Origin of the sequence: Micromonospora sp. NPDC005324 (assembly GCF_040607155.1) — a bacterium.
Classification (GTDB): Bacteria; Actinomycetota; Actinomycetes; order Mycobacteriales; family Micromonosporaceae; genus Micromonospora; species Micromonospora trifolii.
The window spans coordinates 12327-31843 of sequence record NZ_JBEXGE010000042.1 but is presented as its reverse complement, the minus strand read 5'-3'; the positions used below and the strand labels follow the sequence as shown (position 1 = coordinate 31843).

At 73.1% G+C, this 19517-nt stretch carries 16 protein-coding genes; 1 reads left to right on the top strand and 15 read right to left on the bottom strand.

Annotation, left to right across the window (positions count from 1 at the left end; translation table 11 throughout):
* Nucleotides 1-83: 83 nt before the first annotated feature.
* From ABZS40_RS30795 to ald, 6 genes are all read right to left on the bottom strand, one after another.
* Nucleotides 84-854, bottom strand: a complete 771-nt coding sequence (locus ABZS40_RS30795; protein ID WP_354947349.1) for a pseudouridine synthase — start codon at nucleotides 852-854, stop codon at nucleotides 84-86.
* Entirely contained in the window at nucleotides 841-1815 is a 975-nt protein-coding gene (scpB, locus tag ABZS40_RS30790) for an SMC-Scp complex subunit ScpB (protein WP_354947347.1), read from the bottom strand. The genes ABZS40_RS30795 and scpB overlap by 14 nt, the downstream gene beginning before the upstream one ends.
* Nucleotides 1808-2776, bottom strand: coding sequence for a segregation/condensation protein A (locus ABZS40_RS30785; RefSeq protein WP_354947345.1), 969 nt, complete (start codon nucleotides 2774-2776; stop codon nucleotides 1808-1810). Before ABZS40_RS30785 ends, scpB begins: the two co-directional genes overlap by 8 nt.
* A 23-nt stretch (nucleotides 2777-2799) precedes the next feature.
* The gene (locus ABZS40_RS30780; protein WP_124817891.1) at nucleotides 2800-3723 is read right to left on the bottom strand and encodes a ParA family protein; all 924 of its coding nucleotides are present in this window, start codon (nucleotides 3721-3723) and stop codon (nucleotides 2800-2802) included.
* A gap of 179 nt (nucleotides 3724-3902) precedes the next feature.
* Nucleotides 3903-4868 carry a site-specific tyrosine recombinase XerD gene (locus ABZS40_RS30775; protein WP_354947343.1) on the bottom strand — a complete coding sequence of 322 codons (966 nt, stop codon included), beginning with the start codon at nucleotides 4866-4868 and terminating at the stop codon, nucleotides 3903-3905.
* Between the two features lie 38 nt (nucleotides 4869-4906).
* Nucleotides 4907-6022 (bottom strand): alanine dehydrogenase, encoded by a 1116-nt coding sequence (gene ald / locus ABZS40_RS30770; RefSeq protein ID WP_354947341.1) that lies wholly within the window; start codon nucleotides 6020-6022, stop codon nucleotides 4907-4909.
* A gap of 292 nt (nucleotides 6023-6314) precedes the next feature.
* On the opposite strand from ald, the gene ABZS40_RS30765 reads away from it, so the two are divergent.
* The gene (locus ABZS40_RS30765) at nucleotides 6315-6590 is read left to right on the top strand and encodes a TM2 domain-containing protein (RefSeq protein ID WP_354947339.1); all 276 of its coding nucleotides are present in this window, start codon (nucleotides 6315-6317) and stop codon (nucleotides 6588-6590) included.
* An 83-nt stretch (nucleotides 6591-6673) separates the two neighbouring features.
* On the opposite strand, the gene ABZS40_RS30760 is transcribed toward ABZS40_RS30765, so the two are convergent.
* From ABZS40_RS30760 to recN, 9 genes are all read right to left on the bottom strand, one after another.
* Nucleotides 6674-7279 (bottom strand): NUDIX hydrolase, encoded by a 606-nt coding sequence (locus tag ABZS40_RS30760; protein WP_354947337.1) that lies wholly within the window; start codon nucleotides 7277-7279, stop codon nucleotides 6674-6676.
* A gap of 73 nt (nucleotides 7280-7352) precedes the next feature.
* Nucleotides 7353-9104 (bottom strand): CTP synthase, encoded by a 1752-nt coding sequence (locus ABZS40_RS30755; protein WP_354947335.1) that lies wholly within the window; start codon nucleotides 9102-9104, stop codon nucleotides 7353-7355.
* 163 nt (nucleotides 9105-9267) lie between these two features.
* Nucleotides 9268-11679: a hypothetical protein gene (locus ABZS40_RS30750; protein WP_354947333.1), complete on the bottom strand. Its 2412-nt coding sequence runs from the start codon at nucleotides 11677-11679 to the stop codon at nucleotides 9268-9270.
* Nucleotides 11679-12845, bottom strand: coding sequence for a glycosyltransferase family 4 protein (locus ABZS40_RS30745; protein ID WP_354947331.1), 1167 nt, complete (start codon nucleotides 12843-12845; stop codon nucleotides 11679-11681). Before ABZS40_RS30745 ends, ABZS40_RS30750 begins: the two co-directional genes overlap by 1 nt.
* Nucleotides 12842-14530: a lipid II flippase MurJ gene (locus ABZS40_RS30740; RefSeq protein WP_354947329.1), complete on the bottom strand. Its 1689-nt coding sequence runs from the start codon at nucleotides 14528-14530 to the stop codon at nucleotides 12842-12844. Before ABZS40_RS30740 ends, ABZS40_RS30745 begins: the two co-directional genes overlap by 4 nt.
* A 1-nt stretch (nucleotide 14531) precedes the next feature.
* Nucleotides 14532-15398 (bottom strand): hypothetical protein, encoded by an 867-nt coding sequence (locus tag ABZS40_RS30735; RefSeq protein ID WP_354947327.1) that lies wholly within the window; start codon nucleotides 15396-15398, stop codon nucleotides 14532-14534.
* 67 nt (nucleotides 15399-15465) lie between these two features.
* Entirely contained in the window at nucleotides 15466-16407 is a 942-nt protein-coding gene (locus tag ABZS40_RS30730; protein ID WP_354947325.1) for a copper transporter, read from the bottom strand.
* Nucleotides 16408-16434: 27 nt separating this feature from the next.
* Nucleotides 16435-17613, bottom strand: coding sequence for a putative cytokinetic ring protein SteA (gene steA, locus ABZS40_RS30725; RefSeq protein ID WP_091407271.1), 1179 nt, complete (start codon nucleotides 17611-17613; stop codon nucleotides 16435-16437).
* 119 nt (nucleotides 17614-17732) lie between these two features.
* The gene (gene recN, locus ABZS40_RS30720; RefSeq protein ID WP_354947416.1) at nucleotides 17733-19490 is read right to left on the bottom strand and encodes a DNA repair protein RecN; all 1758 of its coding nucleotides are present in this window, start codon (nucleotides 19488-19490) and stop codon (nucleotides 17733-17735) included.
* Nucleotides 19491-19517: the final 27 nt, after the last annotated feature.

Here is a 19517-nt window from a genome sequence, read left to right as displayed (position 1 = left end):
GCCGGAGGCGACCCACGCCACCCGGGCGGCCGCGTCCCGGCCATCGGTGCAGCCTACCGGCTGCCGTACCCCGAACTTGGGGGTCAGTCACCCACCGCGTTGAACAGGGCGGCGACCTCGGCGTTGGTCAACCGCCGGATCCGCCCGGTCCGCAGCTCACCCAGCCGGATCGGCCCGATCGAGGTACGCACCAGCCGGGTGACCGGGTGACCGACCTCGTCCATCAGCCGCCGGACGATGTGCTTGCGGCCCTCGTGCAGGCTCAGCTCCACCTGGGCGCTTTTGCCCAGGGTGTCCACCACCTTGAACGAGTCGACTGTGACCAGCCCGTCCTCCAGCTCGACGCCGGCCAGCAGCCGCTTGCTCAGGTTCCGCGGGATCGGCCCGACCACCTCGGCCAGGTAGGTCTTCAGCACCTGGTACGAGGGGTGCATGAGCTTGTGCGCGAGGGTGCCGTCGTTGGTGAGCAGCAGCAGCCCCTCGCTGTCCGCGTCGAGCCGCCCGACGTGGTAGACCCGCTGCTCCAGCCGGGCGCCGATGAAGTCCGCCAGCTCGTTTCGTCCCTTGTCGTCCGCCATGGAGGTAACCACCCCACGCGGCTTGTTCATCGCCACGTAGACCAGGCGAATGTCGACCTGGAGGCGCTCCCCGTCCACGTGGATCACGGAGGTGGCCGGGTCGACCTTGTCGCCGAGCTTGGCGACCCGCCCGTCCACCGTGACCCGGCGGCGGAAGATCAGGTCTTCGCAGGCGCGCCGGGACCCCACGCCGGCGGCAGCGAGCACCTTCTGCAGGCGCTCAGCCCCCTCGTAGACGGGCGCGTCGGCTTTGGGGGAACGGTTATCGGGTCGCATCAGCAAGCTCTTCTACGTCGTCGGGCAGGAAGGGTGCGAGGGGCGGCAGCTCGTCGACGGTGTTCAGCCCGAGCTTCTCCAGGAACAACGTGGTGGTCCGGTAGAGGAACGCCCCGCTGTCCGTTTCGGTGCCGCACTCCTCGATGAGGCCACGGGTGACCAGCGTACGGATAACCCCGTCGCAGTTCACACCCCGGATGGCTGAGATTCGCGAACGGGTCACCGGCTGCTTGTACGCAACCACGGCGAGCGTCTCCAGCGCCGCCTGGGTCAGCCGCACGGACTGCCCGTCCAACACGAACCGCTCAACGTACGTAGCGTATTCCGGCCGGGTGTACAGCCGCCACCCGCCGGCCGCCCGGCGCAGCTCGAAGCCGTGCCCGGCCGCTGTGTAACCGGCGGCGATCTCGTCGAGCATCGGCCCCACCCGCTCGGCGGGCTGCTCCAGCACCTGAGCCAGCACCAGCTCGCTGACCGGCTCGTCGACGACCAGCAGGATCGCCTCCAACGCGCCGCGCAGCTCGGGGTCGGACAGCTCGGGCGCGGGCTCCGGCGCGACAGTCGCGCGCCGCCGCCCCGCCGGCTGCCGCCGGGGTACGTCCCCAGCGCCACCCCCCGCCGTGGCCTCCGTCACCGCACCGAGGTCGGGCCGCGCCGAGCCGACCTCGTCCGAGGCTGCCTCAACAGGATCTGGCTCACCCGAGGCCACCTCAACAGGGCCCGGCCCATCCGGGTCAACCTGCGCCGTGCCGGAGGCGACCACGTCCGGCTCGGCGGAATTGGCGGCGGCGTCGGGTTCCGGTCGAGGCGGTGCCGCTTCGGGTTCTTCGGTGTCCGGTGCTGCGGCTGACTCGTCCGGCGGCGCAGCGCTGTCGGCGGCGGGCGGGCGGGGGCGGTCCCACGGGGGAACCCAGGCGGCGGCCTGGTCGGCCAGCGAGTCCCGTCGTTGCTCGTCACTCATCCCGCGCACCCTCCGTCGTTCCCGTCCCGTCCGGCCCGCCGGCCTCCCCCGTCGACGCAAGGTCAGCCCCCGCCGGCCCAGGCCCAGGCTCCTGGTCGGCCAGGGTGCCGGCGTACTCGTCGACGTGCAGCTCGGTGTCGCCGTCGACCGGGCCGGTCCAGCGCACTGTCAGCTCCTCCAGGGCCTGCTCCTGCACGAAGGAGACCAGGCCCTCCCGGTACAGCTCGAGCAGCGCGAGGAACCGGGCCACCACCTCCAGGGTCGCCTCGCAGTCGGCGCAGAGCAGCGAGAACGTGGCGAAGCCGGCCCGGCGGAGCCGGGCGGTGAGGATCGCCGCGTGTTCTCGGACACTGACCCGGACCATGTGCACGTGGGCGATGGAGACCTCCGGCACCGGCTTCGGGGTCATCGCCCTCACGGCCAGCTTCAGCAGCCGCTGCGGGCCGATGCCGAGCACCAGGTCGGGCAGCGCCTCGGCGTAGCGGGCCTCCAGGCTCACGGCACGCGGATAGCGTCGGCCGCCGACGGCCTCCAGCTCGGCGATGTGCGCCGCCGCCTCCTTGTACGCCTTGTACTGCAACAGCCGGGCGAAGAGCAGGTCCCGTGCCTCCAGCAGGGCGAGGTCCGCCTCGTCCTCCACCTCGGCGGACGGCAGCAGTCGGGCCGCCTTCAGGTCGAGCAGGGTCGCGGCGATGAGCAGGAACTCGCTGGCCTCGTCCAGGTCCCAGTTGTCGCCCATCGCCCTGATGTAGGCGATGAACTCGTCGGTGACCGTGTGCAGGGCCACCTCGGTGACGTCGAGTTTGTGCTTGCCGATCAGTTGCAGCAGCAGGTCGAACGGGCCGGTGAAGTTGGCCAGCCGGACCGTGAACCCTGTGGGCTGCACACCGTCGACCACTGCCGCAGCGGCGGTCTCGGGCGGGTCGAGGGGTGGCGCGGTCACCGGACGACCGTAGTCCACGAGGCGGGCACCGGGCGTTCCGGCTACCGCTCCGACTGGGCGGCGATCACCTCGCGGGCCAGCTGACGGTAGTTACGTGCCCCGGAGGAGGCCGGGTCCATCGTGGTGATGGGGGCACCGGCCACGGTGGACTCGGGGAACTTCACCGTCTTGGTGATGACCGTCTGGTAGACCTTGTCGCCGAACGCCTCCACGACCCGCTGGAGGACCTGGCGGCAGTGCGTGGTGCGGCTGTCGTACATGGTGGCGAGGATGCCTTCGAGCTCCAGGTCGAAGTTGAGTCGCTCGCGCACCTTGTCGATGGTGTCCAGCAGCAGTGCCACACCGCGCAGGCTGAAGAACTCGCACTCCAGCGGGATGAGCACGCCGTGCGCGACGGTCAACGCGTTGATCGCCAGCAGGCCGAGTGACGGCTGGCAGTCGATCAGGATGTAGTCGTACTCCTTGCGGACCGTGCGCAGGACCCGGGCCAGGGCCATCTCGCGGGCGACCTCGTTGACGAGCTGGATCTCGGCGGCGGAGAGGTCGATGTTGGCCGGCAGCAGGTGCAACCCCGCGACGTCGGTCTTGATGACGACGTCCTCGGCGAGGATGTCGTCCTGCATGAGCAGGTTGTAGATGGACAGGTCGAGGTTGTGCGGGTTGACGCCCAGCCCCACCGAGAGCGCGCCCTGCGGGTCGAAGTCGACGAGCAGCACCTTGCGGCCGTACTCCGCGAGCGCCGCGCCCAGGTTGATGGTGGTGGTGGTCTTGCCGACGCCACCCTTCTGGTTGGCCATCGCGATGATGCGCGCGGGGCCGTGCCGGTCGGTGGGCATCGGCTCGGGGATGGGCTTGCGCATCGTGTAGGCAGCCGGGTCCGCAGGACCCAGGTCCGCGCCGAGCGTGGCCTGCTGCTCGCGGAGCTCCGACGTCCAGGTCTCGGCACGGTCACCGTTGCCAGCCATGTGCTCGTTGCCCCCTCCCGACGACCCACCCGGCGTCGGAGCCGTCCGACGTCCTTCGCGGCGCCGCTGCGCACCCCGGTCGTGTCGCCCCAGGAGGTCCGCGCCGATGCCGACTGTACGCCACCGACCAGCAGGGGGTTCGGCACCGGCCCGGCGTGTCGGCGCCGACCGCTACCGGTTCAACCCTGTGCGCGCGGATGCGCGGTCGCGTAGACCTCGCGCAGCCGCTCCACGGTGACCAGTGTGTACACCTGGGTGGTGGTCACCGAGGCGTGGCCGAGCAGCTCCTGGACCACCCGGACGTCGGCGCCGCCGTCGAGCAGGTGGGTGGCGTAGGAGTGGCGCAGGGTGTGCGGGGAGACGGCGGCCGGCCCGTCGACGGGCAGCCCGGCCCGGTCGGCGGCGCGGCGCAGGATGCCCCAGGCGCCCTGGCGGGACAGCGCGCCACCGCGGGCGTTGAGGAACACCGCCGGGGTGCCCCGGCCGGCGGCGGCCAGCTCGGGACGGGCCCGGACCAGGTAGGCGCGCACGGCGTCGACGGCGTACCCGCCGATGGGCACCAGCCGCACCCGGCCGCCCTTGCCGCGCAGCAGCACCGCGCCGTCGTCGGTGTCGAGGTCGTCCACGGCGGCGCCGACCGCTTCGGAGATGCGCGCGCCGGTGCCGTACAGGAACTCCAGCAGCGCCCGGTCGCGCAGCGCGAGGGACGCGCCGTCGCCGGTCGCGGTGGTCGTGCCGGCGGTCTCCAGCAGCCGGACCACGTCGTCGACAGGTAGCGCCCGGGGCAGCCGTCGGGGCGGCGTGGGCGGGCGGACGTCGCGGCTCGGGTCGGCGCCGGCCAGGCCCTCGCGCAGCGCGAAGCGGTGAAGGCCGCGTACCGCGCTGGCCGCGCGGGCGGCGGAGGAGACCGCCAGCGGCGGGTGCGCGTCGTCGCCGGCGCGCAGCCGCGCCAGGTGCGACTCGACGAGGCCGGCGCCGACCGACGCGAGGTCGGTGACGCCGGCATCGGCCAGGGTGGCGAGATAGCGGTCCAGATCCCGACGGTACGAGGCGAGCGTGTTCGCGGAGAGGCCACGCTCGACGGTCAGGTGGTCGAGGTAACCACGAACGGCACGGCGCAGCGCCGGCGTGGGTGGTGTGCCCACGCCGGCGGAGTCCGTGCCGCTGGTCAGCCCGCCACCGTTCAGGCCAGCGCGTCGGCCAGCGGGAGCACGTCCATGCCGTGCGCCTCGGCGACCGGGCCGTAGGTGACCTGACCGGCGTGGGTGTTGAGGCCCAGCGCCAGCGCCGGGTCGTTGCGCAGCGCCTCGCGCCAGCCCTGGTTGGCCAGCTCCAGGGCGTACGGCAGGGTGACGTTGGTCAGCGCGTAGGTGCTGGTGTTCGGCACCGCGCCGGGCATGTTCGCGACGCAGTAGAAGATCGACTCGTGCACCTTGTAGACCGGGTCGGCGTGCGTGGTGGGACGCGAGTCCTCGAAGCAGCCGCCCTGGTCGATGGCGATGTCGACGAGCACGCTGCCCGGCTTCATCCGGGAGACCAGCTCGTTGGAGATCAGCGTCGGGGCCTTCGCGCCGGGCACCAGCACCGCGCCGATGACCAGGTCGGCGTCGAGCACGGCGCGCTCGACCTCGTACGCGTTGGAGGCGACGGTCTGCAGGTGGCCCCGGTAGATCGCGTCGGCCTGCCGCAGCCGGGCGACGTTCTTGTCCAGCAGCAGCACCTCGGACTGCAGGCCCAGGGCGATCGCGGCGGCGTTCATGCCGGAGACGCCGGCGCCGATGACCACGGTCTTGGCCGCGTACACGCCGGAGACGCCGCCGGGCAGCACACCGCGCCCACCGCCGGTACGCATCATGTAGAAGGCGCCCACCTGCGGGGCGAGCCGGCCGGCCACCTCGGACATCGGGGCGAGCAGCGGCAGCGACCGGTCGGGCAGCTCGACGGTCTCGTACGCGATACCGGTGACCCCGCGATCGATCAGCGCGTCGGTGCACTCCTTGGAGGCGGCCAGGTGCAGGTAGGTGAAGAGCACCTGCCCCTCGCGCATCCGGTGGTACTCCTCGGCGATCGGCTCCTTGACCTTGAGCACCAGCTCGGCGGACTCCCACACCTCGTCGGCGGTGGCGAGGATCTTCGCGCCGGCGGCGGCGAACTCCTCGTCGGTGATGCTGGAGCCAACCCCGGCGCCGGACTCGACGAAGACCTGGTGACCGCTGCGGGTGAACTCGTTGACACCCGCTGGCGTGATCGCCACGCGGTACTCGTGGTTCTTGACCTCGCGGGGGATTCCGACCTTCACGATGCAGACACCTCTCTTCGGGGCTGCTCTCCCCCGACTGCTCGGTGCCACGACGGCCCCTTTGCCATCGCGGTACACCGGTCCTGCGGCGGCAGTCTAGGCGCGCCCGGTGCCGCCGCGAGCCAGCACAGTGGCATCCGGTGCCCGGGTGTCCTGACGATGTGTCAGGGCACCGCCGGGATTCAGCGGTCGAGCGTCACCTCAGCCAACAGGACAGTGTTTCACCATTATCGTCCCATCTGTCGGGTGGCGGTGCGGACAGCCGGCGAGTGGATCACTAATGTGTCCGCCCATGACCACTCCTCCTTACCAGCCCGGTTACCCCCAGCCGGGGTACCCGCAGGGCGTCTCCGACAAGAGCAAGATCGTCGCGGGTGTCCTCGGCATCTTCCTCGGCACCTTCGGTGCCGGTCGGTTCTACACCGGACACACCAAGATCGCCGTTCTCCAGCTCGTGGTGGGTGTCTGCACCGGCGGTATCGGCGGCCTCTGGGGCCTCATCGACGGCATCCTCATCCTGGTCAACGGCGGCACCGACGCGCAGGGCCGTCCGCTGCGCGACTCCTAGACCAGCAAGCGAAAGGGGCCCCGCGGCTGACCGCGGGGCCCCTTTGGCGCGTACTCCCTCACCGGCTGGACCGGCGGCGTCGCTCAGCGCGGCAGCGGCGCGTCCGCCCGGCGCAGAGCGGTGAAGCCGGTGTCCCGCGCGCGGGCCGCGGCCAGCAGCCCGGCCACCGCGGACGCGTTGGTGATCTCACCGGCCAGGACCATGGCGACCGCCTCGTCCAGGTCGATCCGGACGACCTGCAGGTCGGCCTCCTCGTCGTGGCGCTCGTGCCGCTCGTCGGCCGGCACGTCGGCGAGGTCGCGGGCCAGGAACACCCGGACGATCTCGTTGGTGAACCCCGGCGAGCTGTGCAGGTCCACCAGCACGTCGACCCGCCCGGCGGTGAGGTCCGCCTCCTCGGCCAACTCCCGCAGCGCGGCCACCGGCAGCTCCTCGCCGGAGACGTCCATCAGACCGGCCGGCAGCTCCCACAGGTGCCGCCCGACCGGATGCCGGTACTGCCGGATCAGCACCACCTGGCCGGCGTCGTCGATCGCCACCACGGCCACGGCCCCGACGTGCCGAACGAGGTCACGCAGCCCGGTCCCGCCGCCCGGCATGGTCACCTCCTCGGTGACCACGTCGAAGATCCGCCCCCGGTACCGCTCCTTTCGGGAACGCACCTCGTACCGGTGCTCGATCGCGCTCACGCCGCCGCCTCGCTGCGCTCGACGACGCCGCGAGACGCCCCAGTGAGCCTGCTGGTTCGCTCGCTGCGCTCGCTCACGAGGCCGACGACGCCTTCGTCGCGGCGCCGTTGCGGGCGGCCTTGCGCGCCGTCGGGGCCTCCGCCGCCGCGTCCAGGTCGACCGGCAGCTGGTCTGCCTGCGAGTACGCCACCGCGGCCTTGACGAACGAGGCGAACAGCGGGTGCGGGCGGGTCGGACGGCTCTTCAACTCGGGGTGCGCCTGGGTGGCCACGAAGAACGGGTGCAGGCTCCGGTCCAGTTCGATGAACTCGACCAGCCGGCCGTCCGGAGAGGTGCCGGAGATGTGCAGGCCCGCCTTGGTCAGCGCGTCCCGGTAGGCGTTGTTCACCTCGTACCGGTGCCGGTGCCGCTCGCTGATCTCGGTGCTGCCGTACGCCTCGGCGACGATCGAGCCCTCGGTCAACGTCGCCGGGTACGCGCCCAGCCGCATGGTGCCGCCCAGGTCGCCCCGGCCGGCGACGATGTCCTCCTGGTCGGCCATCGTGGCGATGACTGGGTGGGCCGCCTGCTCGTCGAACTCCAACGAGTTGGCGCCGTCCAGGTCGGCCAGGTGCCGGGCCACCTCGATGGTCATGCACTGCAGACCGAGGCAGAGGCCCAGCAGCGGGATGCCGGCCTCGCGGGCGTACCGGGCGGTGCCGATCTTGCCTTCGATGCCGCGCACGCCGAAGCCGCCGGGGATGAGGACGCCGTCCACGCCGGCCAACGCCGCGGCGGCGCCGGCCGGGGTGACGCACTCGTCGCTGGGCACCCAGCGCAGCTGCACCCGGGCCCGGTGACCGAAGCCCGCCGCCCGGATCGCCTCACTCACCGACAGGTACGCGTCGGGCAGGTCGACGTACTTGCCGACCACCGCCACGGTGACGGTGTGCCGGGGACGGTGCACCCGCTCCAGCAGGTCGTCCCAGCTGGCCCAGTCCACGTCCCGGAAGGAGAGGCCGAGCCGGCGCACCACGTAGGCGTCGAGCCCCTCCCGGTGCAGCACCTTCGGGATGTCGTAGATGCTCGGGGCGTCCGGGGCGGCGACGACCGCCTCGGCGTCCACGTCGCAGTAGAGCGACAGCTTCTCCTTGAGCTTGACCGGGATCTCCCGGTCACAGCGGAGCACTATCGCGTCCGGCTGGATACCGATGTTGCGCAGCTGCGCCACCGAGTGCTGGGTCGGCTTGGTCTTCAGCTCACCCGAGGGCGCCAGATACGGCACCAGCGAGACGTGCAGGTAGAAGCAGTTGTCGCGGCCCAGGTCGTGGCGGACCTGGCGGATCGCCTCCAGGAAGGGCAGCGACTCGATGTCGCCGACAGTGCCACCCACCTCGGTGATCACCACGTCGGGGAGCTGACCGTCCTCGTCCGGGTCGGCCATCGCCAGGATCCGCGACTTGATCTCGTTGGTGATGTGCGGGATGACCTGGACGGTGTCGCCCAGGTACTCGCCGCGCCGCTCCTTGGCGATCACGTCGGAGTAGATCTGGCCGGTGGTGACGTTCGCCTTGCCGGACAGCGCCCGGTCGAGGAACCGCTCGTAGTGCCCGACGTCGAGGTCGGTCTCGGCGCCGTCCTCGGTGACGAAGACCTCACCGTGCTGGAACGGGTTCATCGTCCCCGGGTCGACGTTCAGGTAGGGGTCGAGCTTCTGCATCACCACACGCAGCCCGCGCGCGGTCAGCAGGTTGCCGAGGCTGGAGGCGGTGAGGCCCTTACCCAGCGAGGAGGCGACGCCCCCGGTGACGAAAATGTGCCTGGTCGTCCGTGCTGATGGGGCCAAGGCCTGCTCCCGTGTCGTCTGTCGCGGTCATGCAGACCGCCGTGCTTGATCAGCAAAGTGATCACGCGATCCACGGGATTCGACGGTAACACCTCCCGGGCGGGTACCCGCAGGCCGCACCCCGGGTGCGACACCTGCGGGCCATCCGGACGAGGCCCGGCGCTCAGGACGCGGCAATCTCCGTCGACGACCGGGAGACCTGCCGGGGCGCTACGGGCACCGTCGGCGCGGCGTCCGGCGTCGACAGGCTCGCGGTCGGCCCGGCCGGCTCGTCGACGTCCCCACGGCACTCGCCCGGGGTGTCCGACGCCGGTGGGGCGAGGGTCGCCGGTGCGCTCGGGGTCGGGCCGGTGATCGGACGAGGGTGCACGGCACCCAGCGGCCCACCGCCGCCGGTCGGACCGTCACCGCCACCGACCGGGCCGACCCCGCCGGACCCCGAGTCGTCGTCGGCGCCGTTGGCCCGGGAGCGGCCCGCTACCGGGCGGGTCCGGTCCGCGGCATGCCCGAGCACCCGCAGCGACGCCAGGGCGGCCATCGGCACCACCAGGGCGGCGGCAGCGCCCATCAGGTCCAGTGCCGCGCCGTCGAGCACACCACCGAGCACCGCGGCGACCACAGTGCCGGCGAACGCGGCCCGGACCGCCGGGTAGATGCCGAACAGCCGCATCAGCCCGCCCCACGGCTGCAACAGGGCGAACCACATCAGCAACCCGCCGGCCAGCGCCAGCACTGTCAGCGGGCTGTTGACCAGCGTCTCGAAGTTCTCCGTGCTGGACCGGTGCACGGCGAATCCGCCGGTGCCGTCACCGAGCGCGGAGAGGAACCGGCCCAGGCTGCCCCGCTCCGCCGGGGGACGCCGCAGGTCCACCACGGCGAACCCGATACCGACCGCCAGCGCGGCCATGGCGGCCCAGGCCAGCCGGCTGATCGTCAACCAGCCACCGGCGCTGATCACGGCGGCGACGCTCACCCCGGCGGTGAGCGCGATCGCGCCGACCGGGTCGGCGCCCAGGTACGGGCTGCCGACCACCACCACGGCGAGGCCACCCACCGCCACCATCACCGCCGGCCGCCAGCCGCGGTGCACCCGTTGGGCGAACCAGCCGCCGCTGACCAGCGCGCCGGCGAGAAACACTCCCAGCCCCACAGTGCTCAGGCCGGCGTACCGGCCGCCCTGCAACGCGGAGTAGCCGACCACACTGTTGAGCTGGAGGCGGGCCCCGGTGAGCACGTCCAGCCCGACCACGAGCGTGGTGAGGCCGGCCACCGCGCCGAGCGGCCCGAGGGTGTTCGCGTACCCGGGGACGAACCGCACCGCCGCGGTGCCGGCGGCCACCAGCAACGCGGTCGCCCCGGCGAAGATCCAGCCGGGGTGCTCGCCGCGCCACCAGGGCACCGCGTCGGCCAGCAGCGCCGCCGGCACTGTCAACGCCGCGGCGACCAGCAGCAGCTCCATCACCGCCACGATCCGCCCGGAGACGGGCGTCGCGGCCGGGCCGGCGCGCGGACGGGCCCGGCGCAGCAGCGGCAGGATCGCGATCGCCAACAGCACCTGCACCCCGGCGAGCAGCGCGAAGAACACCCCGGAGACGGAACGCTGGGCGGCCGCCTCCCGGTCGGCGTTCGCCGGCGCGTTGATGGCCTCGGTCAGGTCGGCGGGACGGCCGCCGGTGCTGATCGCCGGACGGCCGAGGAAGAGCCGCTCGGGCATGGGCCGGCCCAACGCGGCGAGGGCGGTCGGCGCGAGGTCGACAAGTTGCAGGTACCCGTCCCGGCCGGTGCTGGCCGAGGTGAGCCACCCCCGCTCCCAGCCCGGCCCGTCGGCGACCGCCACGTGCAGCCGGGCCGGCTGGGTGGTGTCGGAGATCCCCGCGACCAGCACCAACGACCGTGGGGGTCGCGCCGCCAGCACCCGGGCCAGTTCGGCGTCCGCCGCCCGGGCCTCCTCGGCGCGGGTGGCCGGGTCGGCCCCCTCCACGGTGCCGAGGTCGACGATGCTCAGCACACACGAGCCGAGCAGCGGCCGCGGGTCGGCCGGCAACCCCGAGGCGTACCGGTCGACGCGGCCGTACGGTCGGGCGGCGGCCACGGCCGCGCCCGGGCCCACGGCGACGGAGCACCGCACCGACTCGGACAACGAGCCGGGCAGGGCGCCCCAGGGCAGCCGCTGCTGGTTGTACTGGACCACGCTCTCCTGGTCGGGCAGGTTCGCACCGATGCCGTCCGGTTGTTCCACAGTCACCGCCGCCGACGGGCAACCGTCGACCGACCTGCTGCCGTTCCACGCGGCGAAACTGCCCGCGCCCAGTGTCAACCAGCCGTCCACCGGGCAGGTGGGCCGGTGCGCGGAACGCACCGACAGTGAGCCGATCGAGCCGTCCTGGGCCATCCGCCACAACGTCGGGGTGCTCTGCGGATCCACGTCCTCCCAGCGCAGCCCGGCGATCCCGGCGAGCACCACGAAGTCGGCGGTGCGTTGCGGGGTGCCCTGGGGTGGGCGGGCGGCGAGCGCGGTGACGCCCAGCGCCACCACGAGCACTGTCAACAGGGCGGGGGCGATTCGGCGCAACATCACCGGTGTCCCGTTCTCGGGGCGTCGGAGCCCGGTGCGGCCGCCGGACCGCCGGGGTTCCCGGTCAGCTCGGCGTAGAGGGCGGCGAGCGTGGCGACGGTGTCCGCCTCGGTCGGCCACGTCGCCGCCCGTTCGGCGCCACGCCGGCCCCACTCCGCCCGCGCCGCCGGGTCGTCCAGCAACGCGCGGACGGCCGCGTCGACAGCGTCCACGTCACCGGCGGGGACCAGTGTGGCGGCGTCGCCGACCAGGTCCGGGAGACCGCCGACAGCGGTGGCCACCAGTGGCACACCGGCGCGCAGCGCCTCCTGGGCGAAGAGCTGTCGCGCCTCCCAGTCGCTGGTCACCACCGCCAGGTCGGCGCCGGCGAGCAGGTCGGCCACGTCGGTGCGGTGCCCCAGCAGGGTCACCGGGGCGCGGGCGGCGGAGGTCCGCGCGGCGAGCGGCAGATACGCCGGCCCGCTGCCCGCGATCACCACGACCGGCGGCGGGGTACGCGTACGCCAGCGGGCCGCCGCGTCGATCAGCACGTCGTAGCGCTTCTGTGGGTGCAACCGCCCGACCGAGAGAATCAACGGCTGGTCCGGGCGGACACCGAACTCGGCGCGTATCGCCGCCGGGCGTCGACGCGGCGGGGGCAGCGTCGGCGCGGCGACCGGGGCCAGCCGGGCGTCGGCGGCGCCCACCTCGGCGGCCCGTCGGACCAGGTCCGCGGAGGCACCGAGCGCCACCCGGACGCCCCGGGCCACCACCCGTTCGACGAGCCGGGACACCCCGCCCCGCAGTCCCCCGGCGAGCACCGCGTTGTGCCAGGTGACGATCAGCGGGGCGGCCGGACGGGCCAGCACGGCGACCAACCCGGCCCGCAGGCCGTGCGCGTGCACCACGTCGACGCTTGCGGCGGCGAGCACCCGGCGCAGCGCGAGCACCGCCCGCGCGTCGGCCGGAGTCGGGCTGGCCGGGATCTCCACCGGCTCGAACCGGGCACCGACACCGGTGAAGTCGAACTGCTCCTGAGTGGCGGCGGGCCCGCAGACCAGGACGGTGGCGCCACCCGCGACGAGGCCACGGGCCACCGAACGGACGTGTTGGCCGACCCCGCCGGTGCTGGACGCGAGCACCAACGCGACGGTGCCCGACCAGCCGGCAGGCAGTGGCTCAGTCATCGCGTCGCCGTCTCCTTCCCGTCGCCCCGCTCCGGGGAGCCCGCGCCCGGTGTCGGCGCGCCGCCGGACGGCCCCCGCCGGCCCAGACGCCGCAGCACCCCGGCGAGCAGTGGCGCTACGTCCCGCCGGTCGACGAACCAGACCACGGCGAGGAACACAAACCCAACCAGAACCCCGGACAGCATGCCCTGACCGAACGCCGCCGCCGTCGTCGGGGTGCCGCCGTCCGACTGGTCGAGCCACCGGCTGAGGCCCCACCCGCCGAGCCCGGCGAGCACACCGGCGAGACCACCGGCCGCTCCGGCCCGCGCCGCGCCCGCGAGGGCGGGACGCCCGGCGCTGCGCAGCACCGCCACTAGCAGCAGGGCGCCGAGCACCAGCATCCCCACCGAGTTCGCTGACGTCACAGCGAGCACCCGGTCGCGCAGTGGCAGCACCGCGCCGAGCAGCAGCACGACTGCCGGCACCACCAGGAAACCGACCGCCGTGGCGAGCGTCGCCGCCCGAGTCTCGCCCCTGGCGTAGAGCGCCCTGGTGAGCACCGCGAAGAGGCCGTAGCCGACCAGGCCGGGGGCGTACCCGATGATCGCGGCGGCGGCGGTCGACGCGGTGTCCGACGGGAAGAAGAAGTGCCCGACCGGCCCGGCGGTCCCGATCAACGCGGCCGTGCCGAGGCAACTGAACAGGAGCACACCGCGGACGGCCGGTGCCAGGGTCGCGCGGTAGGTGTGCTCGTCCCCGGCGGCCCGCGCCGCCGCCAGGGTCGGGTAGGCAGCGATGGCCAGCGGCACCGCCAGCACCGCCCACGGCAACAGGTAGACGGTCTGCGCGAGGTTGTAGACGCCCGGGTTGCTCCGCGCTCCGGCGGTGACCTGGTTCAGGCTGACGATCAGAGCGATCTGCTGGGTGGTGACGGTGACAGCGCCGGCCACGGCCAACCCGCCGACCCGGGCCCGCGCGTCGGCGGGGAACCCGAACCCGGGCCGCAGCCCGAGGTGCAGCCGGCGGACCGGAACCAGCAACGACAACGACAGCACCACCACGCCGAGGGTCGTGCCGCCGGAGAGCAGCAACTCGCCGCCGGGGCTCACCCCGCCGACGGTGGCGTACCGGCCCTGCGTGGCGGTGAACCCCAGGTACACGAGGATGACGGTGAGACTGGACAGCAACGGGGCGAGCACCGGCCAGGCGAAGCGGCGGTGTGCCTGGAGCACCCCGGTGAGCACGATGCCGACCCCGTACAGCGGCAGTTGCGGCGCGAAGACCCGCAGCATCCGCACGCCGCTCTGCTGCTGGGCGGTGGTCAGATGGTGGCCCAGCGACTCGACCACCGGGCCGGCGAGCAGCACCACGAGCAGCGCGAGCGGGACCAGCAGGGCCAGCGTCCAGGTCAGCAGCGCCCCGGTGGTCCGGGCCACGGCCGTCCGGTCGCCCGCCGCGACCGCGCCGGCGAGCAGCGGCACGACGAGGCTGGCCAGCGCTCCCCCGGCGACGATCTCGAAGATGAAGTTCGGCACCGCGTTGGCGACCACGTAGGTGCCACCGAGGTCGGTGGGCGCCAGGCTCCAGGTGAACACGGCGGTGCGGCCGAGGCCGGCGAGTCGGCTGGCAACGGTGAGGACGGCGATGAGCGCGGCTGCCCCGGCCAGCCGGCCGGCGCCGGCGAGGGGTGCCGGTCTGGTCACGTCAGTCGGCGCGTCGGCCCAGCGCGTCGAGTTCGCGTAGCCCTGGGGTCCGCTGGATCACCGCGGTGAAGCTGACCTTCTCGCTGGCGGCGGTGAGCCCGGCGAGGACGGCGAGCAGACCGGCCCGGCCGAGCGGGCCGCTACGGGCGGCGAGGGCGACGCCGAGCAGTGCCCCGAGCGCGTTCGCGCCACTGTCGCCGAGCATCACGTCCTCGGCCAGGTCGTCGCGGAGCAGGCCGGCGGCGGCGCCGGCCGCGCCGGCGGCGATCCCGCCCTGCGGGCCGCCGGTCAGCGGTGCCGCGAGCAGCAGCCCGGACTTGATCGCGCGGCCCGGCCGCAGGTCGAGCAGGTTGAGCAGGTTGGCCGTGCCGGCGATCACGCCGGCGCCGAGCAGCACGTCGACACCCCGGCCGAACGCGCCGTGCCGCTGCCGGCGCGGGTGCGCGGCGACCCGGGGGTCGGCGGCGAGCAGCGCGGCGGCGCCCAGCCCGGCGGCGCCCACCCCGACGACCTTGACCAGGCCGGCGGTGACCCGCCCCTCGCGCAGCGCGGCGAGGTGCCCGGCGAAGCCCTTGGCCGTCTTCTGCTCCGGCCGCGCGCCGACCACGTCGTCGTACAGGCCGACGCCGCCCGCGCCGAGACCGGCGAGAAGGGCGGCCCCACCGGCGGCGCCGCCGGTGGCACCGAACGCGCCGGCGGCGGCCGCGCTGGCGGCGAGCGCCGGCCCGGCGGCGAGGCTCACCGTGCGGCCACGGAAGTTGGTGCGCTCCAACGCGGGCCCGGCCGGCGAGGTACGCGCCTCACGCAGCGCGTAGCGGGCCGCCGCGGCGCCCGCGCCGGCGATCAACAGCCGGCCCAGCGCGCTCACGCCGCCACCTCGCTGGCTCGGTCACGCGCCACCAGCTCGGATCCGGACACGGGGGTACGTCGTTCGCTCACTGGGGCAGTCTAGGCAGCAGCGACGGGGCGTTGTCGCCGACGCCGTACTGCCCGGCCTTCTTCTCGGTGAGTTGTTGCACCAGGGCGAGGGTGGTGACCACCTGACCCTGCACGGTGTTGGCGTTGTCTACGGTGGAGATGGTCTGGGCGAGCACCGGGTCGCCGCGCACCACGCCGACCAGGTTGCCGCCGACCGAACCGTTGCCGCCCACCACGATCGCCCCGGTGCGGTCGAACTGCTCGGCGATCTTGACCACCGACTCGTCCCGCTTGTCGGAGTCCTTGTCGACGTACGGCTGACCGCTGACCACGACGACCGCCTCCGCCGAGGCGGTGACCTTGTTGCTGTCGGTGGTCAGGTAGCCGGCGTTGTTGTAGGCGGCGAGCACCGCCCGACGGTCGGCGTCACTGACCGGCGCGACGCCCTGGGACCGGTCCAGCAGGACGCTGGCCAGCAGCGCGCTGGAGGTCTCCACACCGTGCCCGTTGCCCGGCAGGCCGGTGGTCTGCGCGGTCGGTCGGGCGGCGGTGACGGCCAACTCCAGCAGGTTGGAGTTGTTGTCCGGGTTGATGAACTTGTCCTGGAGGTCGACCTGACCGGTGATGGTGGCCCCGGCCTGCTGGAGCTTCTTGAGCACGCCCTCGGTGTGGTCGCGCCCGTTGGGCAGGCTCAGCACCACGACCCGACGCCCGGTGAGGGTGCCGGGCAGGACGACCTGGGAGATCTCCTCGGCGAACTCCTCTTCCAGCGCGAGTTGCTTCTCCATGTTGCTGACCGTCTGGCGCCACTGCTGGTTGTCCTTGCGTAGCCCGGTGACCTGCTCCTTGAGCGAGTCGGCGACCGGGCCGTTGAGGGCGGCTGTGCCGACCACCAGGCCGATCGCCAGAGCCAGGAAGACCGCGGTGAGGGACACCACGTGGTAGCGGAAGTTGATCACGCTTGCAGCCTCTTGATCGGTCGGAAACTAGAAGAGCCGGTACAGCTGGAACACGAAATTGTCCCACCACTCGGCGACCACGCCCAGGTACGCCTTCCCGACTGTCGACACGGCCACCGCGGACGCCATCGCCGCGATCGCCGACAGCACCAGCAGCAGCAGCGACGAGCCGGAGATGCTCTGCCGGTAGAGCCGGCTCACCCCCTTGGCGTCGACCAGCTTGCCGCCGACCTTCAGCCGGGTCAGGAACGTCGAGGCCATGCCGCCGCGGCCCTTGTCGAGGAACTCGACGAGGGTGGCGTGGGTGCCGACCGCTACCAGCAGCGAGGCGCCCTTCTCGTCGGCGAGCAGCATGGCCAGATCCTCGCTGGTCGCCGCGGCCGGGAAGGTGATCGCCGGCACACCGAGGCCGTTGACCCGGGGCAGGCCGGGCGCACGCCCGTCCGGGTACGCGTGCACGATCACCTCGGCGCCGCAGCGCAGCACGTCGTCGGTGACCGAATCCATGTCCCCGATGATCATGTCCGGGGTGTAGCCGGCCTCGACCAGGGCGTCCGCGCCGCCGTCGACGCCGATGAGCACCGGCTTGAACTCCCGGATGTACGGGCGCAGCACGTCCAGGTCGGCCTTGTAGTCGTAGCCGCGCACCACGATCAGGCAGTGCCGACCCTGCATCTGGGTTTCGATGTCCGGCACCCCGACACCGTCGAGCAGCAGGTCGCGTTCCTGACGCAGGTAGTCCATCGTGTTGGCGGCGAACGCCTCCAACTGCACCGACAGACCCTCCCGGGCGTCCGCCATCGCCTTGCCGACCGACTCGGCGTCCTGAAGGCTGCCGTGGGCCACCGGCTCGTCACCGGCGAAGACCGTGTTGCCCTCGATGCGCACCTGGTCGCCCTCGCGGATGCGCTCGAAGACGCCCTCCCCCAGGTCGTCGAGGAGCGGAATGCCGGCGGCGATCAACACCTCCGGGCCGAGGTTCGGGTAACGGCCGGAGACCGAGGGCTTGGCGTTGAGCACCGCCGCGACCCCGACGGCGACGAGCGAGTCGGCCGCCACCCGGTCCAGGTCGACGTGGTCGATCACCGCGATGTCACCAGGGCGCAGCCGACCGACCAGGCGTTTCGTCCGTCGATCAAGGCGCGCGGTGCCGAGGACTCTGCCCGGTTCGGAGTTCCGGTTCCGGCGCAACGTGGGTAGACGCATCGTGACCATCCTGGCATGTGAGGCAGGCTTTTCTGTCGCGACATGCCTGAGCAGGGCCGCCTACCCAGGGAAGCACACACCGGCACAAGCCGGTGTGCTTGCGCTCACAATACGCGGCGTCACAACCGCCTTTCCTTGGCGGCCACTGCCAAAAGCTCCTCGGCATGGGCGATACCCAGATCCGAATCGGGCAAACCCGCCAGCATGCGCGCCAACTCCCGAGCCCGCTCGGTGTCCTCCACCACGCGTACCCCGCTGGTCGTCACGGCACCGCCGGTGTCCTTCGCCACCACCAGGTGCCGGTCGGCGAACGCGGCCACCTGCGGCAGGTGCGTGACCACCAGCACCTGGTGGCTGCGGGCCAGCCGGGCCAACCGGCGGCCGATCTCCACCGCCGCCTGCCCGCCGACTCCCGCGTCGACCTCGTCGAAGACCAACGTGGGCGGGCCGCCGGAGCCGGCGAACACGACCTCGATGGCGAGCATCACCCGGGACAGCTCACCGCCGGAGGCGCCGCGCTGCAACGGCAGCGACGGCGCGCCCGGGTGGGCCAGCAACCGCATCTCCACCTCGTCGCCGCCGTCCGGGGTGACACCCACCTCGACGCCGTTGACCGCAAGCGTCGGCTCGGCACGCCCGGCCGGACGGGGCAGCACCGCCACCTCGATCCGCGCGTGCGGCATGGCCAGCCCGGCCAACTCGACGGTGACCTGGTCGGCGAAGCGGACCGCCGCCTCCTGCCGGGAGGCGGACACCCGCCCGGCCAGGTCGGCCACCTCGACGGCGAGCCGCTGGCCCTCCCGCTCCAACTCGTCGAGCACGTCGTCGGACATGTCCAGGTCGGACAGTCGGGTGCGCGCCCGATCGGCCCAGGCGATCACCCCGTCGACGTCGTCGGCGTACTTGCGGGTCAACGCGCGCAGCGCCGCCCGCCGCTCGTAGACGTGCTGCAATCGGGCCGGGTCCGCGTCCAGCGTCGCCAGGTACGCCGACAGCTCCGCCGACACGTCGGTGACCAACGTGGCCGCCTCCTCCAGGCGGGCCGCCAGCTCACCGAGCGCCGGATCGGTGCCGGACTGCGCCTCCAGGGTCCGCCGGGCGGTGCCGAGCAGCGCCGTAGCGTCCGGGGTCTCCTCGGCGGCCTCCGCACCACCGGCCACGCACTGCTGGGCGATCTGCGCTGCCGTCCGCAGGCCCTCGGCGTGCTCCAGCCGCTGCGCCTCGGTCTTCAGCTCGTCGTCCTCACCGGGCTGCGGATCGACCCGGGTGATCTCGTCGAGGCCCAACCGCAGCAGGTCGGCCTCCTGGTTGCGCTCGCGGGCGTTGCGCCGCCGGTCGGCCAGGTCGTCGACGACCCGACGCCACCCCGTGTACGCCTCGCGCAGCGCGTCGAGCAGCTTCTCGTGCGCGGGGCCGGCGAAACGGTCCAGTGCGGCCCGCTGCTCGGCCGGGCGCAGCAACCGCAGCTGGTCGGACTGGCCGTGCACGGCGACCGCCTGCTCGCCGACCTCACCGAGCATCGAGACCGGCATGCTCCGACCGCCGACGTGGGCGCGCGAGCGCCCCTCCACCGTCACCGTGCGGCTCAGCAGCACCGAGCCGTCCTCGTCGGGTTCGCCGCCGGCCTCGGTGATGCGTGCGTGCACGGCGTCGGCGACCCGCCCCTTCAGCCGCAGCCGCCCCTCCACCACGGCACGGCCGGGTTGGGCGCGGACGCGCCCGGCGTCGGCCCGGCCGCCGAAGAGCAGGCCGAGGCCGGTGACCACCATCGTCTTGCCCGCACCGGTCTCGCCGGTGATGACGTTCATGCCGCCGGTCAACGGCAGCGTGGTGTCTTCGATGACGCCCAGTCCGGTGATGCGCAGCTCTTCCAGCACAGCCACCGACAGTAGACGCGAGGCCCG